The organism is Cupriavidus sp. MPR-AND1C, assembly GCF_058809705.1.
In genome coordinates, this window is record NZ_JBXASU010000002.1 from 175976 (window position 1) to 192643 (window position 16668).

Consider the following 16668-nt stretch of genomic DNA (forward strand, 5'->3'; position numbering starts at 1 on the left):
ATGTCGATCCACGCCATGGATGAAGCGCGCGATCTGTTCTGCGACGTGCCGACCGGTGTCCGCCTGTGCTATCGCACGTACGGCCTCGAGAGCGCAGAACCCCTGCTGCTGATCGCGGGCCTGAGCCTGCAACTGACGTCGTGGCCCGCCAACCTGATCGACGGCCTGGTACAACACGGCTTTCGCGTCATCGTCTTCGACAACCGCGACGCCGGCCGCTCCTCGCGCATCCCGCAGAAGCCTCCCGGCTTGCTGCGGCAATTCCTGTGGTTACCGAAGCCTTCGGCCTATGACCTCGAAGACATGGCCGCCGATACGGTTGGCCTGCTCGATCATCTGCGTGTGGCGCGCGCCCATATCGTGGGGATGTCGATGGGCGGCATGATCGCGCAGATCATCGCCGGCACCCATCCGCAGCGCACGCTGTCGCTCACCTCGATCTTCTCCAGCACCGGCTCGCGAAAAGTCGGCCAACTGGCCATGTCCAGCATGCTGATGCTGATCAAGCCGCCCGCACGCACGCGCGACGAAGCCGTGCAGCGTTACAGTGCGGCCATGGCCCACATCGGCACGCAGACGTACCCCGTGAACGACGACGCGCGACGCGCTTACGCCGCCGACGCGTGGGACCGCGGCGAGCAGGCGAAGGATGCCGAAGGCATGGCACGCCAGCTCGAGGCCATCATGAAGTCGGGCGACAGGACGGCAGACGTCTGCCGTATCCGGGTGCCGACGCTGGTGGTACACGGCGATCGGGATCTGATGGTGGCAACCAGCGGCGGCACCGCGACTGCGGCTGCCATCCCCGATGCGGAGATGGTCACCATCCGCGGCATGGGCCACGACATCTCGGAAGGTGTCGTACCGCTGCTGGTCGACCTGATCGCCGGACATGCAAGACGCAACACGGCAGGTTCCGCAGCCGAACAGATGAACGCCAGCAGGCATTCCGCCTGAGTACGTTTCGGCGTGCCATGACCACCTCGTCGGCATGCAATCCACGCACAACCAAAACAAGAACAGCCGTTGCTGCAATCTCTCAATCGAGAGCGCATAGGAGACACCATGCTGCAAGGCTCCCCAACCGAGCTTGTCGCCAGCTTTGAACGCCAGCGCCAGGCTTTCGCGCTGGACCCCGACCCGACGCTGGCCACGCGCCTGTCGCGTCTCGATCGGCTCGCGACCTGGCTCGACTCGCACGAGCCCGACATCGTGCGTGCCATCGACGCCGACTTTCAAGGCCGCTCGGCACACGAAACCCGACTTGCCGAGGTGTTTGTCGTGCGCGCAGGCATCCGTCATGCGCGGCGCCACCTGAAGCAGTGGATGCGCACGCAACGCGTGCCGACCGCATTGCATTTCCGCCCCGGCTACAACCGGCTCATGCCACAGCCGCTGGGCGTGGTGGGCATCATTGCGCCGTGGAACTATCCGTTGCAGCTGTCGTTGGGGCCTGCGCTTGCCGCGCTTGCGGCCGGCAACCGGGTGTTGATCAAGCCGTCGGAGCTCACGCCCCGGTTGTCTGCGTTGCTCGCCTCGATGGCGCGCGAGATATTCAACCCGGATGAGCTCGATGTCGCCATCGGCGATGTTGAACTCGGCAAGGCCTTTGCCAGCCTGCCGTTCGATCACCTGTTCTTCACAGGCTCAACCCAGGTTGGGCGTGACGTGGCGCAAGCGGCGGCGGCCAACCTGACGCCGGTGACACTGGAACTCGGCGGCAAATCGCCGGCTATTCTCGATGTGTCATGCAATGTCGCAGTTGCGGCGCAACGCATCGCGTTCGGAAAGCTGCTGAACGCAGGTCAAACCTGCGTCGCGCCGGATTATCTGCTCGTACCAGCGGGCACCGCTGAAAAGATTGCCTCGCATTTGATGCAGGCCATCGCAAAGCTGTATCCGAGGCTCGCTGCCAACCCAGACTACACCGCCGTCATCAGCGAACGTCATCGCGCGCGCCTGGCGGACATGGTCGGCGAAGCGCGCGCAGCAGGCGCCCGCGTGATTGAAGTTAACCCGGCTGGCGAAGCGTTCAATGCGGCATCACGCAAGTTCCCGCCCACGCTCGTGATTGGCGCACCCGCCAACACGCGGCTCATGCGTGAAGAGATCTTTGGCCCCGTGCTGCCCATTGTCGAATATGCAAATCTCGACGACGCGCTGGCGTACGTCCAGCGCAACGCACGCCCGCTCGCGCTGTACTGGTTTGGTGACGACGCATCGCACTGCAACCGCGCACTGCGCGAAACCGTATCGGGTGGTGTGACGATCAACGACTGCCTGTGGCATCTGGTGCAAGAGAGCCAGCCGTTCGGCGGCGTCGGCCCCAGCGGCATGGGCGCCTACCACGGCAAGTGGGGCTTCGATACCTTCAGCAAACTCAAGCCAGTCTTTCATCAGACCCGCTGGAATGGCACCGTGCTGTTCCACCCACCCTATGGCCATACCTTCAACTGGCTGCTGCGCGTGCTGTCGCGCATTGCCTGATCCCGTCCGTTGCTTGTCGAGAGAAACCTCATGAATCAACAGTTTGATTACATCATCGTCGGCGGCGGTTCGGGCGGCTGCGTGGTCGCGGGCCGTCTATCCGAAGACCCGAACCTCTCGGTCTGCGTGCTCGAGGCAGGCGGCCATGGCGACGGCATGGTGGTCAAGGTGCCGGCGGGCGCGGTCGCCATGATGCCGACCCGCCTCAACAACTGGGCATTCGATACCGTGCCGCAGGCCGGGCTTGGCGGGCGCATCGGCTACCAGCCTCGCGGCAAGATGTTGGGAGGTTCCTCCGCCATCAACGCGATGGTCTACATCCGCGGCCACCGCAGCGATTACGATCGCTGGGCGTCGCTGGGCAACAGCGGTTGGTCGTATGACGACGTACTGCCCTACTTCCGCCTCAGCGAGCACAACGAGCGCTTCGACAACGCCTGGCACGGCCGCAACGGCCCGCTCAATGTCAGCGACCTGCGCACCGACAACCCCTTCCAGGCACGCTATCTGGAAGCCGCCCGCCAGGCCGGCCTGCCGCTCACCGACGACTTTAACGGCGCGCAACAGGAAGGCATCGGCATCTACCAGGTCACGCAGAAGCAGGGGGAACGGTGGAGCGCAGCGCGCGCGTATCTGCACCCGCACATCGGCCGACGCGCCAACCTTACAGTCGAAACCCACGCGCAAGTCCGCCGCATCCTGTTCGAGGGCAAGCGCGCCGTTGGCGTGGAGGTGCTGCAGCACGGCGTGATCCGCACACTGCGCGCGCGGCGCGAAGTGGTGCTGGCTGCAGGTGCGCTCCAGACGCCGCAGTTGCTGATGCTGTCCGGCGTGGGGCCGGCACAGGAGCTTGCACGCGTGGGCATCCAGACCGTGCAGCATCTGCCAGGCGTGGGACGCAATCTGCAGGACCATCCCGACTTCGTCTTCGGCTACCGCACCGGCAGTCTCGACACGATGGGCGTCTCGCTACTCGGCAGCGTGCGCATGCTGAGCGAGATCCTGCGCTTCCGCCGAGAGCGGCGCGGCATGCTGACGACGAATTTCGCCGAAGGCGGCGGCTTCCTGAAGACGCGCCCCGAGCTTGAGGCACCCGACATCCAGCTGCATTTCGTGGTGGCGATGGTCGACAACCACGCGCGCCGCATGCGCCTGGGCCATGGGTTCTCGTGCCACGTCTGCCTCCTGCGTCCGCGCAGCACGGGCTCGGTCACGCTGCACAGCAACGATCCGCTCACTGCACCGCTCATCGACCCGGCCTTCTTCGATGACCCGCTGGATGTCGAAGACATGGTGGCCGGCTTCAAGATCACGCGCAGGCTCATGCAGACACCCGCACTTGCCAAGTGGGCCACGCGCGACCTCTTCACCTCACACGTGAAGACCGACGACGACATCCGCGCAGTCCTGCGACAGCGCACCGATACCGTCTATCACCCCGTCGGCACCTGCCGCATGGGCCAGGACGAGATGGCCGTGGTCGACCCGCAGCTGCGCGTGCACGGCCTGGACGGACTGCGTGTTGTCGATGCGTCGATCATGCCGACGCTGATCGGCGGCAACACCAACGCACCCACCATCATGATCGGTGAGAAGGCCGTCGATCTGATCCGCGGTGTCAGCCGTGTCACGTCCGACGTGCGCGCGCAGGCGGAAGCCGCCGCCGCGCAGTCCGCGTCACATCACCAAAAAACCAGTCATGTAACCACCTGAGGCGCCCCCGGAGATTGATGCATATGAACTCGTATAACGTAGCCAGGTTCACGGCCTGGAACGCCATCTTTGGCGGTCTCGCGGCTTGCGCCACCCTCGGCCTTTCGGTGGTCGTCACGGGCGGAGACATCGAAATGGTGCCCCACGGCCCGGCAATGCTGGCGTTGTCCGCCGAAGGGCGTAACCTGTTCCGCTGGTGGATGCTGGCCGACGTGCTGGGCTTCTATCTGCCGTTCGTGGCCATCGGAGGCTACTTCCTGCACACGTTCCGTGAAGAGCTTGGGGCGCTCCGCGAGATGATCGCCATTGCTGTCGCGGTCTATATCGTCTGCGGGGTCGCCGGGGCGGTGCTCCAGTTGTCGACCCTCCATCCGCTCGCGCATGTGTATGCCAGCGGGGACGAAGGTGCGAAGGTTGCAGCGGCAGCCGTGTGGACCGCCATCGCCAATGCCACGCAAAACGGGTTCTGGTGGGTGGAAGGCCCGCTCGTGTTCTTCTGGACATCGATTGCCGCCAGACTGCTCAAACAGTCGGGCTGGCGCGGATCGTTCCTTCTCCATATCGTCGGCTGGGGCTTCGGCGTCTTTTTCGTCTGCGGCTTCTTCCCTAGCCTTGCTGCAGTCACGGATGCGGGCGAAACCATCGGCGTCCTGGCCCTGCCGCTCTGGATGCTGGTGTTTGGCTGGCAGTTGCTGCGTCGCGCGCCGACGCTTGCGGTGCCGAATGTCATTCGGGCTTAACCCCTCGTCTACCACCCACGTGAAGTCTGGAGTCGAAACATGCCCACGGCAACCTCTCCGCACTGTATTACCACCCAGCGATTCAGGAGGTCTGCGTGATTGCCGCGCGCGACACGCATCGCGGCGAGACGGTGAAGGCGTTCGTCGTGCGCAATGCACAGCATGCGCAAGCCGTGACCGAGGACGACATCATCACGTGGGCCCGCGAGAACATCGCGGTGTACAAAGCACCGCGCATTGTTGAATTTGTCGAGTCACTGCCTAAATCGGGCACCGGCAAAATCATGTGGCGCGAGCTTCAGGATCACGAAGCCGCGAAGGCCGCAGGAGCCGCAAGTTGATCCGATCACCGCAGCCCGCATCCCTCTCTGGAGATTCCCCCGTGTTCACCCTCCCCAGCAAGTTGCTGCTGCTCATTGTGTATGGCGTCGCAGTCTGCAGTTACCTGACGGCGCTGCCACTATCGCCGGACGTCATCCACTGGGTGCGCATCATGGCGGCGGTGCTGCTGGGCGTGCATTTGCTTGAGGTATTGGTCTGCTTCAGAAAGGTGGCACTGCATAAGGGGCCGCTGTTCGATAGCGTGCTGCTGACGCTGCTCTTCGGTGTCCTGCACTGGAAGCCGATGGCCGATGCTGCGCGCCGCCCGCGTTGATCGCGAAGTGCCCCCGGGCCGCAAACATCGCTCGGTGGCTCAGATAGTGGCCTCAAAGAACGACAGCCCCGCCATGACAACCCCTACCACCAGCAGTATGGTCGGCGTACGCGTGTTGGCATCGAAGCCAGGGTGCCGTGCCACACGCGCCTCCAGCGCCTGATTCACAGACTGGAGGATCTGACGCTCGTTCGCGTCGACCTTGTCGAAGATGTTCGTCAACGCGTTGTCCGTATCCGGGAAAGGATCGCGCAAGAGCTGTGCCGCATCGGCACTAGCACGCTGCAGGCTTGCGGCGGACAGCAGCGCCGATACCACCATGGAAGCAAGCGCGGCCATCGCAAAGCCCACGCGCACCATGCTGCCAGGCGCATGAAGGTCGACGGCGCCAAAGCGCAGGATCGACGCGTACAGCGTGATCAACCCCGCTAGTGCCCCGAGCGACAGCGTGAACATCATGCGCAGATGGCTCGTGAGCAGCAGTCTTGCGCCCTCAATATGTTCCAGGTGGATCTTTACGAACGTATCGATCGCGAAGCGGCATGCCTCGAAACGTAGTTGCCGGTCTTCCGACGCTTGTGCCTGGCTCATGCGCAGTCTCCTGAATGGCGAAGTAGCTGTCTCATATTCATGTCAAACCGCGCCGGCAAACACGCGACGCAGGCCCACTGCAGCCGCCCAACGCGCGCCTTCTGCTTGACTGACGGCATCCTGCGCACGCAGGTAGCTGCGCCGCGCATCCAGTACCGAGCTCACATCTGTCAGGCCGGCATCGAACAGGCGTTCCGCGCGCAGTGCCGCAGTCTCGCCCGCAGCTTGCGCCTGCTGCCACTTGCTCAAAGAGGCCTCCGAGGTGGACCACTGTGCCAAGGCCACCTCGGCGTCCGACAATGCGGCCAGCATGGCTTTTTCATACTCGGCCATCGCTTCGTTGGCCCTGGCCTCGTTGACCGCGATGTTGGCACGGATACGCCCGCCATCCAGGATCGGCAACGTCAACGAGACGCCGTAGCCCAATACAACCTGCGGAGACGCGGATTGGCCAACGATCGCCGTCCGTTCACGCGTGTTAGCCCACTCGATCTGCAGCCGGGGATAGACCTCACGACGTGCCACGCCCACACGTGCCAGGGCAGCATCCAGCGCGCGAGCTTGGCGCAAAACATCCGGGCGGCGCTCCAGCAGTTCGCCAGGTAGCAAGGTGGCCGGCGGCTGCGGTGTACTGGCGGTCGCCTGCAAATTCAGCACTGGTGCTTCGCTCACGCCCAGCAACACGGCCAGTTGTCGATGACGCACCCGCAGGGAACCATCCAGCTGCTCCGTAACGGCCTGCTCCTGCGCCAGCTCTGCCTGCCAGCGCTCCACATCCACCGAAGTGGCCTGCCCAGCTTCAAACTTGCGGCGAACCACTTCGACCTGGCGCTGTGCAAGGGCAATCGCCTGGCGGTTCAACACCACTCGGTGCAAAAGTGTCTGCAGCTCGAAGTAGGCGGTTGCCACATCAGCCGCGAGCGCGATCTGCGTTGCCCGCAACGCCTGAGTAGCCGCTTGTGCATCCGCCTGAGCCGCGTCGACAGCCAGAGCACCCCGCCCGAAGACATCGACTTCCCAGCTCGCGCGTAGGCCACCGAAGCTGCGCTCGGCGCGTGGATCGATCCCCGTCTCCCGGCCACGCTGCGCACCTGCCACGGCACCCAACTGAGGCAGGCGCTCGGCCTGCGCACCATCCGTCAGTGCGCGAGCCTGGGCCAAGCGGGCCGCTGCGATCTTCAGGTCTCGGTTCGACTTCAGCGCTGTATCAATCAGCGCATCCAGTTCATTGCTACCGAAGTCACGCCACCACTCGGCGGCCACGACGCCTTTGGTGGCGATTGCGCTTTCGCTCCATTGGCTAGGCACGTTGACGGTGGTTGCCGCCGGTGCGGAGCCGGCCGGGGCCGTGGCGCAGCCGGCCAACCCAATCAGAATGAACACCGCTGCGCCAAGCAGCGTCTGGCAGGTGGAGCGGCGGAATACGGGGGCAGCGGAAGAAATCAGAGGGTACATGCAATAGCTCCGGGCATTGACGAGTCGATTTCTTCAACTATACTATACGTATGGTAAAGTTCCAACAAGCAGGAGATCCCATGGCAGCACCTACTGAGTCCTCCAACTCTCGCGACAAGATTCTCGATGCCGCGGCAGATCTAATGGCCAAGCGCGGTGTGACGCAATTGACCATCCAGGCTACGGCAGATGCCGTCGGCATCACCAAAGCCGGGCTGATCTATCACTTCAAGACACGTGATGATCTGCTCACCGCCCTTGTCGAGCGCATGGTGGCCGAGCTGGACGCACAAGTCGGCGTACCAGCGCCGAACGATGCTGAACCAGTCTCGCCACGGGCAAAGATGGCCGAGCTGACAAGTTTCACCTTCGATATGCCCGCCAGCCAGAAGCAGCTCATGACCAATATGCTGGCGGCGGCCTCGGCTCACCCTCACCTGCTACCGCCGGTCCAAGCGCTGTTTGCCCGCAGCTATGAAGCCTTGGACCGCGGCCCCAAGGCAGGTCTGGCGCAACTGCTGTCAGTTGCGCTGGACGGCCTGCTGCTGCTCGAACTGCTCCAACTGCACGAGTTCACCCCTGATCAGCGCGCGGCCATGCGCAAGACGGTGGAAAAACTGGCACGCGATCTGCCCTAACCCCTTGCCTCACCGCTTCGATTAGAAGGTTATCCCATGCGTACCCATTCCCAGCCCACCGCTGGTTTTATAGCCCTCGCGGCCGTGGCGTCAGCACTCGCCTTGAGCGCTTGCACCCAATCTGCCACGCAGGTGGCCGCACCTCCCAAGCCCGTCAAGACTGAGGTGGTGGGGGCATCCAGAGCCCGTGCATCGGCCGACAGCTTCGTTGGTACGCTGCGCGCGCGCCAGCGCAGCGACCTGGGCTTCGAGGCCGCCGGCCGGGTGGTGGCCATCTCCGTCGAGGTCGGTGACCGGGTGCGTGCGGGGCAGGTGCTCGCACGGCTGGACGAGTCTCCAGCCCGCTGGCGCCTGAACAAGGCAGAAGCCGACCGTGCCGCCGCCGCAGCAACCGTGGTGGAGCGCCGCACCCAATTGCAGCAGCAAGAGGCGCTGGCACGCGACAAGATCATTTCGCAGACGGCGCTGGAATCTGCACGGGCCGCCCACCAGCTTGCGCAAAGTCAGCTAGCAGCAGCCGATGCAGCACTCGCTACGGCCCGCCGGGATCTGGCGCTCACCCACATCACCGCCCCGTTTGACGGCGAAGTCGTGGCACGCCTGACGCAGCCCTTCTCTGATGTTGCGCCGGGCCAGGCCATCCTGCAGATTCAAGCCGGCAACGCACTGGAGGTGGTTGCCATGCTGCCCGACAGCGTCGCCGCCCCCCTCTCTTCCGGAGACAGCGCCCAAGGCAAGAGCGACACCGAGTCGTTTCCGCTTACGCTGGAACGGTTGTCCGCCCGCAGCGACAACGGCTCGCTGGTGCAGGCGATCTTCCGCGTGCCGCAAAGTGCGGCTGGCTCGAAACATCTGCGCAGCGGCGGCGTCGTGTCGGTCGAGCTACCTAACCGCAACGCGCCCAATGCTGTCACCGTGCCGGCGCCTGCCGTCATGTGGGGCGACAAGCCGGGCCATGCAACCGTCTTTGTACTGGACCAAGCCGGCAAGCTGCAGCGCCGCCCCGTGCAAGCGGGCACCGCCGTGCAGCGAGAGGGCCGCGTCACGGTTTCCGAAGGTCTGACGGCCGGCGACCGTGTGGTCGTGGCAGGCACTGCCTTCCTGCATGAGGGCCAGCTCGCCCAAGCGCAGCCGATGCAGACCCTGCTTCAAGGTACAGCGGAAGGGGCCGCGCAATGAAGCTCACCGAAAGCGCGCTTAACAGTACCCGCCTGACTTTCTTCGCCGCGCTGCTGATTCTGGTGTCGGGCGTCTTCGCCTTCCTAGGCTTTCCATCGCAAGAGGAACCCTCTACCACCGTCCGTGACGCGATCGTCATCGTGGCCAACCCAGGTTTGCCTGCAGAGCGCATGGAGCAGTTGGTAGCACGTCCGCTGGAAGGGCGGCTACGACAGTTGCCCGAGCTCAAGCACGTGACGAGCACGGTGCGCCCCGGCACCGTCATCCTGCAGGTCAACCTGCGCGATGAACTCCGCGATCTGATGCCGGTCTGGCAGCGCATGCGCGCCAAGATCGAAGAGGCTCGCCCACTTTTCCCTGCCGGCACGCTGCCGCCGCAGATCAACGACGACTTTGGCCGCGTGGCCATCGCCTCGATCGCGGTCACCGCACCGGGTTTCTCGATGAGCGAGATGCGCGAGCCGCTCAAGCGCCTGCGTGAGGGCATCTACGCCATCAAGGGCGTACAGGGCGTGACCTTCCACGGGCTGCAGGACGAACGGGTTTATATCGAATTCGACCGCACGCGCCTCGCCGGCCTGGGCCTGGGTGCCGACGCTGTGCTGCGGCAACTGCACCAGCAGAACGTAGTGCTCTCGGGCGGGCAGGTCGTGCTCTCGGGCCTGAACAGTGCTGTGGTCGCCTCAGGTGAGATCCGCTCGCTGGAGGCGTTGCGCGATTTCGTGCTGGCCGTGCCCGCCAGCGCTGGCACGGCGCCGGCCACCGTCCGCCTGGGTGACATCGCCCGGATACGCGTGCTGCCGGCGGACCCACCGGAGTCTGCAGCCATCTATCGCGGCGATAACGCCGTGGTGCTGGGTGTGTCGATGCGCCCCGGCCAAAACATCAAGATGCTGGGCCAGGAACTCAAGGAGCGCGTGGCTCAGCTGGAGCAGCAGTTGCCCGCCGGTTTCTCGCTGGACTTCGTGACCTTCCAGGCCGACGTGGTCGAGCGCGAGATGGGCAACATGAACCGCGTGATGGAAGAGACCATCATCATCGTGATGACGGTGGTGGTGCTGTTCCTGGGCTGGCGAGCCGGCATCATCGTCGGCAGCATCGTGCCGCTGACGATTCTCGCCACGCTGCTGGTGATGCGCGCCTTGAGCATCGAGCTGCATATTGTCTCAATGGCGGCCATCATCATTGCGCTGGGCCTGCTAGTGGACAACGGCATCGTGATTGCCGAAGACGTGGAAAGACGCTTGGCCATGGGCGAAGACCGCAGAACGGCCTGCATCCGCGCTGGCCAAACGCTGGGGATTCCGCTGCTGACCTCTTCGCTGGTCATCATCTTCGCCTTTTCGCCATTCTTCTTCGGCAACACCACGGTCAATGAATACCTGCGGCCGCTGGTGATCGTGGTGGCGCTGTCGCTGCTGAGTTCCTGGCTGCTGTGCCTGACGGTGACACCACTGCTGTGCTACTACTTCCTGAAGCCCGGCCACCACAACGCCGACGAACCGCCGAAAGAAACCGGCTTCTACGCAGGCTATGCCCGCGTGATCCGCAAGGTGCTCGACCACAAGGGCACGATGCTGACCGCGATGACGGTGCTGTTTATCGGCTCGATGTTGCTGCTCTCGCGCGTGCCGGCCGGGTTCCTGCCCCCGTCGGAACGCCCGCAGTACCAGGTTGCAATCGAGCTGCAGCCAGGCAGCGATGCACGACGCACGCAAGCTGTGGTGCGCGACCTGAGCCACTGGCTGAGCGACAAGAAAGCGAACCCCGAAGTCACGACCAGCATCGGTTACGTGGCAGATGGCGGCCCTCGCGTCGTGCTGGTGCTCAATCCGCCGTTGCCAGCCTCGCACGTGGGCTACTTCACGGTGAGCGTGCAGAGTGCGAAGGATGTTGCTCCCATGATCCAGCGCACACGCCAGTGGATGGCGCAGCGCTATCCCGATGTGCGCGTGGATGCCAAGCGCTTCTCACGCAGTACGAACGATGCAGGCATGGTGGCCTACCGGATCAGCGGCCCAGACGAAACCGTACTGCGTGACATTGGCAGCAAGATCGAAGGCGTACTGCGCCCGCTGCCGGGGATGGTGCAGGTGCGCAACGATTGGGGCCCCCGCGTACCGCTTGTGGACGTGCAGATCGACCAGCGCAAGGCACGCCGCCTGGGCATCAGCAGTGAAGATATCGCCACCTCGCTGAGCGCCCGCTATACCGGCGTGGAGGTGTCCGTCCTGCGCGACGGCGACACGCTCGTGCCGCTGGTGGTGCGTGGCAGCGATGCTGAACGCGCTCGCCCCGAAGACCTGGCGAACACGCTAATCCACCCGGCCAGCGGTGCGGCACCCGTGCCCCTGTCTGCACTGGCGAGTGTGTCGCTGTCTTCTGAGCCGTCGGCCATTCGTCGCCGCGACTTGGTGCGTACGCTGACCGTGGAAGGCCGCAGTACGCAGGCCACTGCGCAACAGACCGTCGACCGCGCTGCCCCTGGCATCGCAAAGATCACGCTGCCCCCGGGCTACCGTATCGAAATGGGTGCGGAGATCGAGGAAGCCGCCGATTCCAACGCATCCCTCGAGACCTACCTGCCGCTCGCGGTGGTGGCCATGCTGCTGTTGTTCGTCTGGCAGTTCAACTCGTTCCGCAAGCTGACGCTGATCGTGGGCATCATCCCGTTTGCGATGATCGGTGTGGCGCCTGCACTGCTGCTCGGCGGCGAGCCGCTGGGCTTCATGGCCAACTTCGGCATCCTGTCGCTGGCCGGCATCATCGTGAACAACGCGGTGCTGCTGCTGGAGCGCATCGAGGCCGAACTGGCCGCCGGCAAGCCCCGGCGCGAAGCCGTAGTGTCTGCGGCCGTGGCTCGGCTGCGCCCCATCGTGATGACCAAGCTGACGTGCGTGGCGGGTCTGATCCCCCTGCTGCTGTTTGGCGGCAGCCTGTGGGCGGGCATGGCGCTCACCATCATCGGCGGGCTCCTGCTGGGCACACTGATCACGCTGGGTCTGGTGCCGGTGCTTTACGAACTGCTATTCGGCGGCCGGCTGGCGCGCTGGCTGGAACAACGCCGCAGCGGCGAGTCCTCCGGATCTGTCGCGCACTCCTGATGCAACGCAGGTCTTGATGCAGGACCTGCACTGCGTCGATCTCTTAAAGCCAACGGGGTGGTCTGGAAGACCACCCCGTTGGCTTTTGGGGAGCTGGTTGCAACGCTCTCTCCCAAACAAAACTGCAATGCTGGCGTGTGGCAACTTGCAGCTTTCCACACTCGATTCGAATAAGCCTCGGATACAGCATGCGGAAACTTCGCCGCTAGATGCCCCAGGGCTGAGCCGTAATTGGTGGAGGCGCGGGAAGTACTGTACCCGGAGCGGGATCGCGTAGCAGGCCGTGCAACACCAGCGATACCAAATGTGTGATGAACACCTTCGGCTCCAGCGCCTTGGATGCACATATACCGAAGGAGTGCTTCCACATCTTCAGAAACAGCATCGGTGCGACCAGTGCCAGCGTGGTCTGATGCACGTCGGTTTCTCGAAAATCGCCCCGCGCCACGCCGCGTGCCAGGATGGATGCAAACAGCCGGTCATAGCACTCTATGACTTCCACGCTGTAGTACTGCACGAGATCGGGGAAGTTGCCCGATTCGGCGATCAACAGTTTGGTCAGCCCCGAGGCAGGGGATTCACCAATTCGCTCCCACCAGCCCATCAGAATCTCGTGCAGCAGCGCCTCGCTGGTGCCTTCGAAGGTATCAATGAAGGCCTCGCCTTCAGCCAGCACAGGCAACAGACTTTCCTGGATCACTGCCTTGAACAGCGCTTCCTTGCTGGCGAAATACAGGTAGACCGTGCCCTTGGATACCCCGGCAGCAGAGGCGACATCTTCCAGCCGCGTGGCCGCATAGCCGCGTGCAACGAACAGGACCAACGCAGCGGAGACCAGCTCTTGCGGCCGGGTTTCCTTGCGTCGGACCCAGCGTTTAGCGGACGGCACGCAGCTTTGACGCTTCACGGCACTCACTCCAAAAGTGCATGCCCCACTCGTTCTGAGAGCCTTTGAAGGAATCTCTACGAAAGCGGCGTGATCACCGCGAAATCTGCCCCAGGCCGCCGACGGCATAACCTCGATTCAGGTTCAGTTCCTTTTCCTGCGCGCGCTCCAAGGCGCAATAGGCGTAATACGCCGAAACAGACTGGTAAGACCAGGTAAGCAACGCGAAGATATAAAAGATCACGTGATTTTCATCACCAGGGATATGGTAGAAGTCATAGGTACTCGCAATAATCTGCCCAGATACCAGTGCCAGGGTCACACTCACGGCGTGAAACTTCTCTCCGACGCTGAGCAATTTCTTGACAACGTAAGCAAGGTAAGCCGAGAACAACGACCACATCACCAGATAGAAATAGGGCTTGACTTCGACCATGAAGTCAGCCCCCCACACAATGACGGTCAGCACCAACGCGCCCACCACATACAGGACATCAGCGAGAACCGATGGCTTGTATCGATGCGTCACCGCCATCATGCCCGCAATGGCGATAATGGGTATGCCGGCGGCCCTGGAAAATGCATCGCAAAAAAGAGCGATGCTATAAAAGACGTTTTCTCCAGTTAAGGCATTGAGCATGATATTCGACGCCGAAAACGTCACAACCAGCCACTCGAGCCCGAGGAGGAAGTTGCGCTTCTTGAGAAGCTTCACGCCATAGATGAGCGAAGTCGTGATCAGTGCAAGATCAGCGAGGCAATAAAGATAAAATTTGAGTTCCATGATGCATTCCAATGGTCATTTTGAATTTGAATCACCATTACGCTTGCTCACATCAACATCAATCCTGGTATCACCCCGACGCGAGATGACACTGCCGATCCATGTGGGCTTCGTTCAGGTATGTCAGGCGGCCGGCGCTATCTCCGTGCCAACGAAGGCTGGTGCGCGCTTGCGCAGCAAGCTAATGCCGAAGAGACACAACCACGTGGGATGAATCACGCGTTGTGTCATGGCCTGTCTCCTTCTTATCGGCTGGCGATGAATTGCGCGAGGTCTTCGATATCCTGTTGCGACAATGGGCCGGCCATCGTCGCCATTACCCCGGTGGATTCGTGGCGCTTACCGGTCTTGAAGTTCGTGAGCTGATCGACCAAGTAGTCGTAGCCCTGCCCGGCCAATCGCGGATACGCGTCCTTGCCTTCCAGTTGCTGCCCGTGGCAGGCGGCGCAATTCTTGGCCTTGGCCAGCCCTTCGCCTCGTGCCACGCGGGCCGCATCGGCATGGAAGCTCGTGTTCGGTAGCGGCGTCATCTGCGAGAAATGCGTCACCATCGACTCGAACTCGTGCTCCGACAGGCTGAGCGCAAATGGCGTCATGGTCGGGTCGCTACGCTCGCCACTAGCGAATGCCTTGAGTTGCTTCCTGAGATACGCCTCTTTCTGCCCCGCCAGGCGCGGATAGGCCTGGGTAACGGCGTTGCCTTCGAAGCCGTGGCAGTAAGCACAGGAGTCGCTGGCACGAGGCCAAGGGCCGTTCACACGTGCGTTGTCCTCCGAGATCTTGTCGACCTCATTGCTTACACGCAGCAAGCCATAGACTTCCGGTCCGTAGACGATGCCGGCGACCACGACGGCGGCCAAGACCAGCCAGCCCGACAGGATAAGCATCCGCCTGCCACGGCTGCGTGGTTTCGTTGTGGTATTCATCAAGCCTCCCGCCCGGCTACGGCCTGCAGCGCCTGCAACGCTGCCTTGTGGCCGGAACGCACCGCACCATCCATGTAACCCGCCCAGATTTCCGCCGTTTCCGTGCCCGACCAGATCAGCTTGCCAACAGACGGATGCAGGGCTTCACCGTACGTGGTGAGAAAGCCGGGCGGCATCGGCGACACGCAGCTCAGCGTCCATTTATCTGCCTTGAGCCAATCACGCTGATGGAACGCGATGGGGTGCAGCGCTTCGTCGCCAAACGCCTGGGCATAGATCTGCGAGAGTTGGGCCTCGGCCTCCTTCGGATCGGCCGGCAGCATGCTGATGTGCACGAACGCGTTGATCACGCCGAACGAGACATCCTCCGGCGAGTTGTCGTACGCCCAAAGTACCGCCCCCCCCGGTTGAAAAATCCAGCCATTCAAGCCCTTGTCGCGCCAGAACGCTTTCTTGTAGACATGCGTCGTCTTGCGTCCGGGCGCAAACGCCGGCCAGCGGCGCTGCATTTCGTGGCGTTTCTCCGGCAGCGGCGGGTCGAAGGCAATCTGGTTGCACAGCATCGGCGCGAGCGCGACGATCACGTTGCGCGCACGAACCACACCGTTCGCGGTATGAATGGCGACCGGTCCGTTCTGCCAGTTCTCGACGCGCAGCACGGGGGTCGACAGCCTCACCTTGTCACCCAGCGCCTGCGCCATCTTGATCGACAGGATCTGCGAACCGCCGGAGATGCGGGTCTGTTGCGCGCCGCCCTTGACCGCTTCGAGCCGGTCGTAATTGCATTCGGCTGAATTGACCATCGACAACCAGTGCAGCAGCGACAGTCGCGCCGGCGAGGCGCCACCCGTGATCGCCAAGCCGGTCGACCAACCGATCTGGTCTGCGTTTGCGATGTTCTTTTTCACCAGCCAGTCGCCGACCGACATCGCGTCGAACTCGGCGGCGCGCGGCGATTTCCACGGCGCGCCGCACGGCACGCTCTTGGCCAGCTCCTCGAGTTCATGCGCAATCTTCGGATCCGTGCCGAACCCGCCCTCGGTATCGACTGCGGCATGAGCGTCACCGGCCAGCATCATGGTCTTACCCTGCCAGTAGGTGGGAAATGTGCCGACGCCCAGCTCGCGTGCCAGATCAGCAACCGCGGTCTGACCCGGCCCGATCCATTGGCCGCCCGATTCCGAGAAGTAGCCGTTGCCGAGGTCGTGGTTGAGGGTACGTCCGCCGACGCGGTCGCGCGCCTCCAGCACCACGAAGGACTCGCATCCGGCACGCTTCAAGTCACGGGCCGCGGTCAGGCCGGCCAGCCCAGCACCGATGATGACCACTTCGAGCACGTCGCGCTCATCGCTCGCGGCAATTGCGGCGCTCGCCACCTTCGGCAGTACGGCTACCGTCGCCGCGGCTGTCACGGATGCGGCCATACCGAGAAAGCCGCGACGCGTGAGTGCGGCCGCCTCTGGCGTCTCATCGCGCTTCGTTGGAATATCGTCCATGTTGTCTCCTGCCT

At 63.3% G+C, this 16668-nt stretch carries 14 protein-coding genes and 1 pseudogene; 9 read left to right on the plus strand and 6 right to left on the minus strand.

The genetic code is table 11. The features are described 5' to 3' along the window. The 6 genes and pseudogenes from AC1RWI_RS02105 (at position 1) to AC1RWI_RS02130 (ending at position 5595) form a co-directional block, all read left to right on the plus strand. Positions 1 to 957 carry an alpha/beta fold hydrolase gene (locus AC1RWI_RS02105; protein WP_043353831.1) on the plus strand — a complete coding sequence of 319 codons (957 nt, stop codon included), beginning with the start codon at positions 1 to 3 and terminating at the stop codon, positions 955 to 957. Between the two features lie 108 nt (positions 958 to 1065). After that, positions 1066 to 2487 (plus strand): coniferyl aldehyde dehydrogenase, encoded by a 1422-nt coding sequence (locus AC1RWI_RS02110; RefSeq protein WP_043353829.1) that lies wholly within the window; start codon positions 1066 to 1068, stop codon positions 2485 to 2487. A 30-nt stretch (positions 2488 to 2517) separates the two neighbouring features. Continuing rightward, positions 2518 to 4200, plus strand: coding sequence for a GMC family oxidoreductase (locus AC1RWI_RS02115; protein WP_492864263.1), 1683 nt, complete (start codon positions 2518 to 2520; stop codon positions 4198 to 4200). A gap of 23 nt (positions 4201 to 4223) precedes the next feature. Further along, on the plus strand, positions 4224 to 4940 hold the full coding sequence (locus AC1RWI_RS02120; protein WP_492864265.1) for a hypothetical protein: 717 nt from the start codon (positions 4224 to 4226) through the stop codon (positions 4938 to 4940). Positions 4941 to 5002: 62 nt separating this feature from the next. Beyond that, a pseudogene (locus AC1RWI_RS02125) lies at positions 5003 to 5281 on the plus strand (AMP-binding enzyme); the annotation flags it as partial. A gap of 41 nt (positions 5282 to 5322) precedes the next feature. After that, entirely contained in the window at positions 5323 to 5595 is a 273-nt protein-coding gene (locus AC1RWI_RS02130) for a hypothetical protein (RefSeq protein ID WP_492864267.1), read from the plus strand. A gap of 39 nt (positions 5596 to 5634) precedes the next feature. Here the strand turns inward: AC1RWI_RS02130 and AC1RWI_RS02135 are convergent, their stop codons facing one another. Beyond that, a complete protein-coding gene (locus AC1RWI_RS02135; RefSeq protein WP_492864269.1) occupies positions 5635 to 6186 on the minus strand; it encodes a hypothetical protein in 552 nt (183 codons plus the stop codon). A gap of 42 nt (positions 6187 to 6228) precedes the next feature. Continuing rightward, positions 6229 to 7641 (minus strand): efflux transporter outer membrane subunit, encoded by a 1413-nt coding sequence (locus AC1RWI_RS02140; protein WP_492864271.1) that lies wholly within the window; start codon positions 7639 to 7641, stop codon positions 6229 to 6231. Positions 7642 to 7721: 80 nt separating this feature from the next. Between AC1RWI_RS02140 and AC1RWI_RS02145 the strand changes: the two genes are divergently transcribed. Genes AC1RWI_RS02145 through AC1RWI_RS02155 form a run of 3 tightly spaced genes read left to right on the plus strand, consistent with a single transcriptional unit; the run spans position 7722 to position 12562 of the window. After that, positions 7722 to 8279 carry a TetR/AcrR family transcriptional regulator gene (locus AC1RWI_RS02145; RefSeq protein WP_043353821.1) on the plus strand — a complete coding sequence of 186 codons (558 nt, stop codon included), beginning with the start codon at positions 7722 to 7724 and terminating at the stop codon, positions 8277 to 8279. Positions 8280 to 8315: 36 nt separating this feature from the next. Then, a complete protein-coding gene (locus AC1RWI_RS02150) occupies positions 8316 to 9458 on the plus strand; it encodes an efflux RND transporter periplasmic adaptor subunit (protein ID WP_492864273.1) in 1143 nt (380 codons plus the stop codon). Next, positions 9455 to 12562 carry an efflux RND transporter permease subunit gene (locus AC1RWI_RS02155; protein ID WP_492864275.1) on the plus strand — a complete coding sequence of 1036 codons (3108 nt, stop codon included), beginning with the start codon at positions 9455 to 9457 and terminating at the stop codon, positions 12560 to 12562. The genes AC1RWI_RS02150 and AC1RWI_RS02155 overlap by 4 nt, the downstream gene beginning before the upstream one ends. A 205-nt stretch (positions 12563 to 12767) precedes the next feature. On the opposite strand, the gene AC1RWI_RS02160 is transcribed toward AC1RWI_RS02155, so the two are convergent. The 4 genes from AC1RWI_RS02160 to AC1RWI_RS02175 form a co-directional block, all read right to left on the minus strand. Next, a complete protein-coding gene (locus AC1RWI_RS02160; protein ID WP_492864277.1) occupies positions 12768 to 13469 on the minus strand; it encodes a TetR/AcrR family transcriptional regulator in 702 nt (233 codons plus the stop codon). Between the two features lie 73 nt (positions 13470 to 13542). After that, positions 13543 to 14232 carry a hypothetical protein gene (locus tag AC1RWI_RS02165; protein WP_492864279.1) on the minus strand — a complete coding sequence of 230 codons (690 nt, stop codon included), beginning with the start codon at positions 14230 to 14232 and terminating at the stop codon, positions 13543 to 13545. 245 nt (positions 14233 to 14477) lie between these two features. Continuing rightward, positions 14478 to 15158: a c-type cytochrome gene (locus tag AC1RWI_RS02170; protein WP_492864281.1), complete on the minus strand. Its 681-nt coding sequence runs from the start codon at positions 15156 to 15158 to the stop codon at positions 14478 to 14480. Beyond that, a complete protein-coding gene (locus AC1RWI_RS02175) occupies positions 15158 to 16654 on the minus strand; it encodes a flavin monoamine oxidase family protein (protein ID WP_492864283.1) in 1497 nt (498 codons plus the stop codon). Before AC1RWI_RS02175 ends, AC1RWI_RS02170 begins: the two co-directional genes overlap by 1 nt. Between the last annotated feature and the right edge of the window lie 14 nt (positions 16655 to 16668).